10 protein-coding genes and 1 pseudogene are annotated in these 9,001 nt (G+C 43.5%); 8 read left to right on the forward strand and 3 right to left on the reverse strand.

Annotated elements, in window-relative coordinates; genetic code table 11:
• The first annotated feature begins 129 nt into the window (after positions 1-129).
• Positions 130-477 carry a type II toxin-antitoxin system RelE/ParE family toxin gene (locus tag DWY55_RS21290; protein ID WP_008669299.1) on the forward strand — a complete coding sequence of 116 codons (348 nt, stop codon included), beginning with the start codon at positions 130-132 and terminating at the stop codon, positions 475-477.
• A 5-nt stretch (positions 478-482) separates the two neighbouring features.
• The gene (locus tag DWY55_RS21295) at positions 483-797 is read left to right on the forward strand and encodes a helix-turn-helix domain-containing protein (protein ID WP_007851388.1); all 315 of its coding nucleotides are present in this window, start codon (positions 483-485) and stop codon (positions 795-797) included.
• A 323-nt stretch (positions 798-1,120) separates the two neighbouring features.
• Here the strand turns inward: DWY55_RS21295 and DWY55_RS22645 are convergent.
• Positions 1,121-1,180, reverse strand: a pseudogene (locus DWY55_RS22645) (four-helix bundle copper-binding protein); the annotation flags it as partial.
• Positions 1,181-1,271: 91 nt separating this feature from the next.
• On the opposite strand from DWY55_RS22645, the gene DWY55_RS21310 reads away from it, so the two are divergent.
• The 6 genes from DWY55_RS21310 (at position 1,272) to DWY55_RS21335 (ending at position 6,645) form a co-directional block, all read left to right on the forward strand.
• Positions 1,272-2,249, forward strand: coding sequence for a replication initiation protein (locus tag DWY55_RS21310; RefSeq protein ID WP_008669318.1), 978 nt, complete (start codon positions 1,272-1,274; stop codon positions 2,247-2,249).
• Positions 2,250-2,262: 13 nt separating this feature from the next.
• On the forward strand, positions 2,263-2,454 hold the full coding sequence (locus DWY55_RS21315) for a hypothetical protein (RefSeq protein ID WP_021409502.1): 192 nt from the start codon (positions 2,263-2,265) through the stop codon (positions 2,452-2,454).
• A gap of 102 nt (positions 2,455-2,556) precedes the next feature.
• Positions 2,557-3,078 (forward strand): hypothetical protein, encoded by a 522-nt coding sequence (locus tag DWY55_RS21320; RefSeq protein WP_008669313.1) that lies wholly within the window; start codon positions 2,557-2,559, stop codon positions 3,076-3,078.
• 29 nt (positions 3,079-3,107) lie between these two features.
• Positions 3,108-3,650 (forward strand): DJ-1/PfpI family protein, encoded by a 543-nt coding sequence (locus DWY55_RS21325; protein WP_080974082.1) that lies wholly within the window; start codon positions 3,108-3,110, stop codon positions 3,648-3,650.
• Between the two features lie 64 nt (positions 3,651-3,714).
• Complete coding sequence (locus DWY55_RS21330) at positions 3,715-4,770, forward strand: helix-turn-helix domain-containing protein (protein WP_215424929.1); 1,056 nt, start codon at positions 3,715-3,717, stop codon at positions 4,768-4,770.
• A 219-nt stretch (positions 4,771-4,989) separates the two neighbouring features.
• Complete coding sequence (locus DWY55_RS21335) at positions 4,990-6,645, forward strand: hypothetical protein (RefSeq protein WP_008669305.1); 1,656 nt, start codon at positions 4,990-4,992, stop codon at positions 6,643-6,645.
• 554 nt (positions 6,646-7,199) lie between these two features.
• On the opposite strand, the gene btgB is transcribed toward DWY55_RS21335, so the two are convergent.
• Together btgB and btgA are read right to left on the reverse strand one after the other, a co-directional pair.
• Positions 7,200-8,078, reverse strand: coding sequence for a mobilization protein BtgB (btgB, locus tag DWY55_RS21340; RefSeq protein WP_008669303.1), 879 nt, complete (start codon positions 8,076-8,078; stop codon positions 7,200-7,202).
• A complete protein-coding gene (gene btgA, locus DWY55_RS21345) occupies positions 8,075-8,680 on the reverse strand; it encodes a mobilization protein BtgA (RefSeq protein WP_008669301.1) in 606 nt (201 codons plus the stop codon). The genes btgB and btgA overlap by 4 nt, the downstream gene beginning before the upstream one ends.
• Positions 8,681-9,001 lie beyond the last annotated feature (321 nt).

The raw sequence follows: 9,001 nt of genomic DNA on the forward strand, positions 1-9,001 counted from the left end.
ACAAAGAAAGAACCTATTCCACAAACAAAAAAACACATCAAAACGGCACAACAGGCTGCATAAAATATCAATATTTTGTTTCGCTATATGGAAACAAAATATTATCTTTGCAACACTAAAAAACTTTATATGGAAGCAAAATCAAGATTCAAGGTCAAATTATCCAACGAAGCCCAAGAGTTTTTAGACGGATTGCCCAACAAGGTACGTGAGAAGATCATTAGCAATATTCGTAAATCCACCTTTGTACTTGATCCAGATTTATTCAAGAAATTGGATGATACGGATATTTGGGAATTCAGAACGTTCTATAACAAAACCAAGTACAGGCTTCTTGCTTTTTGGGATAAGGACGATAAGATAAACACTCTGGTAATCGCAACACATGGGTTTATCAAGAAAACCCAAAAGACACCTCCCAAAGAAATAGCCAAAGCCGAAGAGATTAGAAAAGATTATTTTAATTCAAAAAGATAAAGCGTATGGAAGCAAAGAAATTTTATACACTCGAAGAAATCGAGGATAAATACATCGGAGAAAAAGGTACTCCCAAACGTGATGCCTACGAAGAAGAACTTAACTCTTTTTTGATAGGTGAAGCCATTAAACAAGCTCGCCAATCAAAGAACTTAACCCAAGAGGAATTAGGTAATCTGATAGGAGTGCAACGGGCTCAAATCTCCCGAATTGAAAACGGTAAGAATTTAACCTTTTCCACCATTGCAAGAGTTTTTAAGGCTATGGGGATAAGTGCTAAACTTGAAATCGGAAGCATGGGTAAAGTTGCGTTATGGTAACTAACTATACAACAAAAAGTTACATTAAATCCGGGATGCGTTTTCGCTCCCGGAAACTTCTTGTTTTATACATTAAAAGTCATATTTATACAAAATTTAACACGCCAAAAATCTTCCTAATCCGTTGCACTTGGCTTTACTTGTTTCCACTCTCTCCCATTCTCCGGAAATTCGTCGTATCAAAAAACACGCTGAAAAGTGGAGCGAAGCGACCTCTATAAACCAAAAAAGAAACACTCCATTGCTTTACGGTAATTTTTAGTTTCTTTTTAGTTACTTTTACGGCATAGCATAACACATTGTGCTGTAATATCTTACAAAGGTCATCTACGACAAATTTCCGAGCATCTACGACAAATTTCCGAGCATCTACGACAAATTTCCGAAAAAAACGGTTATCTACGACAAATATTCTACGCCATATATTTGTTTTTGTCGTAGATAAATATTTCCTTTGCGAAAAGCATTAAAGTCATGGAGAAGAAAGACAAGAAACAGAGGGATATAGTCCTGTCGCAAGACAATGCGCTGACTACCGCACGCTACAAGTTCGACCTTATCGAAAAACGTGCCCTATACTCCATTATACGAAATATCCGGGCGCAATACATCGAGAACGAGAACGGCAGACGGGACTTATTCGATGATCTGATTATCACCATACACGAGGAAGAACTAAAGAAATGCGGTGACAATACCAAGATGCAAAACATCTACGATGCGCTAAAACGGCTTAGAAATCGCGATATAGAGATTAACAACGAAAAAATGTGGCTAAGTATCGGTTTTGTCAATTACGTCAAGCATATCAAAAATAAATCGTATTTTGAGGTGCAAGTTTCCAAAGAGGTACTACCCTATTACGTGGAACTCGCCCAAAACTTCACGAGTTACTCCATGACGGTAGCAATCGCACTCAAAAGCACATTCTCGCAAAGGTTTTACGAACTGTGCTGCCAATACCGAAACGCCGGGTTCTTTTTCTACACAGTCGAAAAGCTTCGGGAAATGTTCATGTTGGAAAAGAAATACAAACGGGGATGCGATTTCAAAAGGCGTGTACTTGACGATCCGCAAAAGGAACTCCGGGAGTTGTACAATGCCGGACAATGCGATTTATACTTCGAGTTCGAGCCAAAGAGCTACAAAGGCAAGGAAGTTACCGAATACAAATTCTACGTTTACACAAGGCAAACCGAACAACAAAAGCTATTGGAATACGAAAGCGCAAAACAGGCGATCATCTACATAACAACCACTATTTCGAGGTTCTCTAAAAGTGACAAAGGATATGTTAAGCGTGTAGTGAACGCCGTACAGTTACACCCGGAAATAGCCGTACAGGTGGCGCAAAAGATACAAAAGAAGTTTGAGCAATATATAGACAAGCCAGCCAAACAGATAGGGGCTATCATCCGGGTTTGCTTAATGGAAGATTTTGGTATAGAATAAAAAACATACAAGTATGAAAACAGGTGATAAAGTTATCGTACCAGCCGAAATAAACGGCTATGGCAGAGATTTACGGGCAATAGTTACAGAGATAGAGAAGTTCGCCGGGGCAATATTCGTAACAGTGATATTCACCGAACCATGTCCGGAAGCCTGCGGAAGAGGGGGGGGTGTTTACCATGACTTCCAGCTAATAGCAAGGTGATTTATTTTGCTATAATCGCAATAAATTGCAATAATATCTGTGATAAATTGCTATAATAATACTTATAACTACCTTTGCAACAGAATATAGCATTTTACAGCAATGGAGAAAGGACAGGAAAGCAAGCAAAAGAGGAAAACACCGCTTACCACCATAGCGATAAGCCAAGAGTACGCCAAAAAATTAGACGAGTATTTAAACGGTACGGGTATAACTCGCAAAGAATTTGTCGAGTTGTCCGTTGATTATTTCCAAAGAACCGGGTTCGACCTCCGGGGTGAAGCTTTTGACCTCTCCCCATTAGAAAAGGTTGCCGGGCGGCTGGAACAATCCGCAAAGATCATGGAACGACACAACGAGGGGACGGAAGCGGTGCACCTGCTTCTCCAAGCTGTCCGGGAACAGACCGCCAAGCAACTCCCAGCGCCGGAACTGATCGCCCATGCTGCCGAAGAAAAAGCAAAGGCAGAAGCCAAAAGCGAAGAACAAGAAAGGGAGATTGCCCGGCTGCGCTCCGAAAACTCCGCTTTGCTGGAGTACAAAGAAAAGGCATACCGGGAACTATGCCGGATACGTGATGAACAAAAAACCATAGGGAAGATAAAAGTAAATATAGAGTTATAAAAGAACATTTATAAATAAAAAAATCATGAATAAAGAAATTTTATTTATTTATCCTTTTGCCGGATTATGCAGCACATGAAGCTGTGTACTTTTCACAGGCTATTACAGCTGATGATTTTGCCATGAAAAAAAATCCAAAATATGTCAATAAGGTTGTCGCACCCACCTTAGAACCAATAAGTTCGATTGGTGGATTCCGCACATTACCCGATTATTCGTTTGACACAATGCCTGATGATTATGTAGCATTGGTATTAATTGGCGGTTTTGGTTGGAATACACCTGTTGCAGAAAAGGTTATGCCAATTATTAAAAGTGCTATTGAACAAGAAAAGGTTATAGGTGCGATTTGTAATGCAGCTTCATTCATGGCTAAGTGTGGTATTGACCGAGAAACAACATCAAAAACTTTGCAGAAGTCATCCGTAATACAGAAAATCTCAGTAACTTTGTCCTCGGTAATCATAGCAATTATTGTCTGTAAACTTTTGATATTTAACACTCTAAGATTACAACAATTTTTCGCTAATCACCATTTTTCAGGCACTTATATTTCGTCGAACTCACGTTAAATTATTTAATATACATACAATCTTGGATACTTGCTTAGACCTTATTGCTCTTCAATATACTTGCATGATTGTGATGGCCATGCTTGCATTTTTTGTGTTTGTGTCGCGCTACTATGTAACTTGCCGTAACAGACAGTTTGAGCAGTCGCGTTGGATGATTGTTGTGGCATTACTATTGTTTGTTGTACACTACATGTGTCAGATGCGGTTGGGTTGGCGACAACAGGGGAACGATGTGGGTGTTCTGTTTAATCTGCTGTTTTATTCGCCTTCGGCTATTTTGTTGTCATGGTCGCAGCTTAATATTCTGCGCGCTGGGCATAGACGTTGGAGTTTTATGCGCTATGGCGTTGTTGGATATGCTCTTATGGTATTGTGCATAGTCGCAGGTGTTATTTCAAATGGCAGTCTGCATATTGGTCCTATGCTATATGTTGCTGATGCTATTCATTTCTTTACTCTATTGTATTATACATGGGCACCGCTGAGGGAACTTGGTAATGTTCAACGTCGGCTCGACAGTGAACATGGTAATCCTGCAGATGCCTACCTGCGCACTATGCGCTTTGGTTTTTTTGTGGTGTGTGCTTTTGCTGTAATTTCGCCTCTTTATATATTGTCGCGGCCGCTGCTCTTTGTCTTTGGACCTTTGGGATTGATTTCGCTTTCGCTGTTTATTGTTAGTTTTACGGCGCTTGGATTTAGTATGTCCGAGGGAGTAACTGAGATTGTTACCGAGACTAACGACGAGATAGCCGCTGCTAAAGTCTTTAGGGAGATTGGGCCTGAGCGTATTGCCGAAATAGATATGGCGGTAAGCAAATGGCGAAGCGAGGGCGGTTTTAGAGATAGCAACTTGACATTATCCTCGTTTGCTCGTCGCATAATGGTTAATCGTACCGACGTTGCTTCGTATCTGACTTCCATATATGGTAAGAATTTCCGTACATGGCTTTCGGGTATTCGCGTGGAGGAGGCAAAGGCACTCATGGCTGCACACCCCGAATATAGTAACGAGGTTGTTTCTATGGAGTGCGGTTTCTCGTCGCGTGTGTATTTTCAGCGTCTGTTCAAGGAAAGGACGGGCTTGACTCCCGCCGAGTGGCGCCGTCAACGGTAATATACTGGTTATGTGTGCGTTTGCTACTGAATGTAAGGTGTAACTTTTGTACGAAGGTTACATAATAAGGCAAAGTGTAACCTTTCTTACTGTGACGTATCCTTTCTATAAGAGTGACACACAAGTGATGTCTTTGAGGTTTTTGATGGTTGATGCTCCTGTATCTTTGCATGAGGAAATTCAAACTATTCAAATATAAATTCTCAAAAACAATTCACTATGCAAAAAACCTATCTTTATTTAATGGTGTGTGTCATAGGGGCTATGTCTTTAGCTTCGTGTTCCGAAGATTCTATTTCTCCTGATGCTGGTGGCGATGGCGATGGCGACAGCACTACCGAAGTGCCTTTGGCACAAGTTGCAAAACCCAAACCTAACCCTTGGCTTGCACAGGAAGAGTATAGTATTACGCACTTCAATTCGGCTCAGACTGATGCTTTCTCGTCTGCTGTCAAGGATGGAACTTTCAATATCGATCTTTCCAAGTGTCAGATGACATGGAGCGGTCCTGTTAATTTGATGACTCTTGCTTCGACTTCGCCCAATTATATGTGGGGTATGAGTAGCGACCGCGTGTCGTATCTTGACATAAGCGACGGCAAACTTGAAAGGGTTGCCGAGGCTGGCTTGCCAGGGATTACAATGAAGACCCAGGAGCAACTGACACGTATAATTGCCGATCATGCTACTTACGACGAACTTTCCAAGACGGTTACCGATATATTGGGTCCGGTGCCACAAATGTCTATGGCCAACGGTAATTATGTCTTGTGCGACAAGGATAACTATGCTTACACCAATGCAGGTCAGGTAATGGCACGCTATCGCCTTGCCAATCCTAATAATCCCAAGGATGGTATCATGTTGGATCATCAGATAAGACTTACGAATTTTACCTTCGGCTCTTTTACACTCGTAGGCGCTACTATGACCTATGACGGACACCTTGTTGTGGCTGCTCAGAACGGACTTCTTGTGCTGAATCGTGCTCTTACTACAATCGAAGATTCATACCCTCTTCCATCAGACCAGATTCTCACCAACTCTATCTGCATCGACGAGAATGGCGGTGTTTACGTAGCAAGTAACAGCCGCACACCAGGCGGAAAAGGCCTTATGCAGAAACTCATCTGCAAGGACGGCAAAATCTCCACCTCCCAGGCTGATGGTGCATGGCAAGCCTATTACGACGGTGGTCCGCAAGCACCATGTATCAAACTCGGACATGGCACTGGTTCAACGCCTACACTTATGGGCTTTGGCCAAGACAAGGACAAGCTGGTAGTTATTACCGATGGCTCTAAGCGTATGAAACTGGTAGCTTTCTGGCGTGACGAAATCCCCTCAGACGCACAGCAAGTGGCAGGATACGACAAGCGTATAGCCGGAGTGCACGAGGTTACATGTGGTCTTGGAACATCAACAGAGTGGATACAGTCTGAGCAGTCTGTTGTAGTAGGCGGCTATGACGCCTTTGTTGTAAACAATATTAATGTTACCAATCAGGAAATAAACGACAAGATTATTGGTGTAATCGCTATTGGTCCTATTGTCAAAGGCCCTCAAGGTGCCGAGTGTGTACGTTGGAATACAAAGGAGAAAAAGTGGGAGAGTAAGTGGACGCGCAGCGATGTAAGTTCTGTAAGTATGATTCCTGCCGTAAGTATCAAGTCAGAGATGGTATTTGTATGTGGCTGGAACGATGCTTCGGGCTGGGAAGTTACAGGACTTGACTGGAAGAGTGGTGCCACACGTCACCGCAGCATATTGGGCAAGAACAACCGAGCCAATGGTGCCTACGCCATCATTCAGTATCTTGCTAACGGCGACCTTTTATTCAACTCTGTTGCCGGACCAATCCGCGTAAAATATTGAGATAATTTAATCATCATATAACAGTTATGTCAATACTTCACTAAAAAATTACCGAAGTATTGTAATGACACACCCGAACATATTGAAATGTTCTATCAGTTCCATAAACAAGGCTTCTGTTCTTTATTCCTAGATACAGGTGATAAATAACAGATAAGAAACAGATTATAACAAGCCTCCGGCGGGGTTTTCGCTGGGGGCTTTTGACCTTTGCACATATAAAAAGCAAAAAGAAAGCGATATCGGAGCGTATACCATAAAACAGACCACCGACTATTACAAAACGATATTACGTGCCTAACTGATCGGGGCAGTTCCTCCACCATGCGGACAAATCCCGGTAACAAAATGACAAAACGGACACTCACCAAAGAACAACATTTTTTTCTTTTTTCCTAAACACCTTCCAGCGAAGCACAGTGTATTTGTCAAGGGCGAAGGGTAAAAAATACCGCACGAGCGAAGCGAGCACAGGAGATTTTTTACCCGGAGAGTGAAACGTCCCTTTACAAATGCGGCGTGCGGAGTTACCTTTGTGCCGGAAAATAGAAAAATCACATGCCCATTCCGAAACCTCTGCTCCTTTTTGGCTTCTTCAGGAGTTCCAGATCTTCCTCCTGCTGCTTCTTTTTGGGAATAGGCTGCTCGATGTCCGGCGTTTTCTCCACCTGTTGATTTTTCGACTTCTCCGGCTCCTGCCGGGATTGAAGCTCTGCTTTGAGTTTGTCCCATTTCTCCTTTCTGATGCGTTCCGCACGTTCCACCTGCCGGGCTATTTCCGCCGGACTTCCGTTCTTGACGGCATTAAGATAGTCGAAGCTTTCCTCCGGCTCCCGGTCAAACCCCATGCGCCGATCAAAAGAGCTTTCACACTTCCGGAAAAAATCCGTCCGGTCAAAACCTCCCTTCACGTTGCCGCAGTTCTTCTTCCCGGTGTGGTTCGTTTTAGGGCTTAACTTCCTGGTGTTGCTCCGGTCTTTCCGGCTGACGATGATATGTGCGTGCATATCGCTGTCACTTTCACCGTCCCGGTTGAAATGGATCTTTGCATAATATTCCACATCATCGCTTTTCAAGCCTTTTCCGAAGCCCTCCGCATAGTTTCTCATCACATCCTGCCGTATGTACCGCCGTAAGGCTTCCGCACACTCCTGCGGAGTTCTGCCCATGCAGCGCAGCTCCTTCTCTGAAGGGCTGACAGTGATAACATAGAACTTTGCGTCAGTCCGGCTTAACTTAGCCTTGTTGTTGTCTATCTTGAATGTGACCTCCCTTGCGCTCACGTAGTCCCGGAACTGGTTGAAGAACGGCTGCACCTCCTCCCCTTTCTTCATCCTCTCCAAATCCTCATGCTGGAGATAGTTCGTCACCGCAACACAACTGCCTGTATTGGCATATGTGCCGTTACCGCTTCCCTGTATCTTTACGTTCATATCTTTTCCCTTTTGTTCTTCTCGTTCTTGTACAAGGCTTTTATATCATCGAAAAGCCCGGCTTTTCCTTTCGCATCGATATAGCTTGCGATATAGGAGAAGATCTTCTCCTGCCTTTGCGTCACAGCGTCCAGCCTTGCATAAATGGCTTGTTGGTTCTTCAGAAGCATATCCCTCGACTGACCGACTGCCTTTTCCGCCCGGTCCAAAGCCTGCTCCCTTATCCCGGCAAGGCTTGCAAGGTCACGCATGAATAGGTCATTGTCTTTTTGGTATTGGCTGAACTTTTTTTCCGTAAGTATCGAGTCCATGCTCATGGTCACCCTCATACTTGTACTGCCCATGGCTTCACAAGCCGGACGCAAGAAATCCTGCTCCTGCTTCCGGATGAACGCTATCACCTGATCACAGCGTTTGATAAGTTTCTGCATTTCCTTTGCCGGACTCTCATGCTCAACCGGGTTGATGCCGTACTTCTCGAAGTACTCCAGCGCACAGGAAAGGAACTCTTTCTTTGATACATTATTGGACTTTGCCAGCCTATCAAGCCGGGCAAACGTTTTTCGGTCAATGGTGACAGAAGTGGTGGTTTCCTTATCCATACAATTGCGGTTTTAATTGCTGTTTATATTATTAAATCTCTGATTTCCAAAGGTATGATTTTAACCACAATTTCAAACTAATTGCGGTTAAAAAACTTAAACGGCTGATATTCAGCCGTAACCCCGTAGGGCAAGAGGAAAAACAGGGTAAAGCCCGGTTTCCTCTTGCTATTCTTTCGACTGCCGAGCAATCGACGAACACCCTCCCCTGCGGTACGGCGAAAGCTCGTACAAGGGGGACGGGGAGAAGTCGGAGCGAGGCACAAAGAAAGAACCTATTCCACAAACAAAAAAACACATCAAAACGGCACAACAGGCTGC

Source organism: Bacteroides sp. AF25-38AC (genome assembly GCF_003602995.1).
GTDB classification, from domain to species: Bacteria; Bacteroidota; Bacteroidia; order Bacteroidales; family Bacteroidaceae; genus Bacteroides; species Bacteroides uniformis.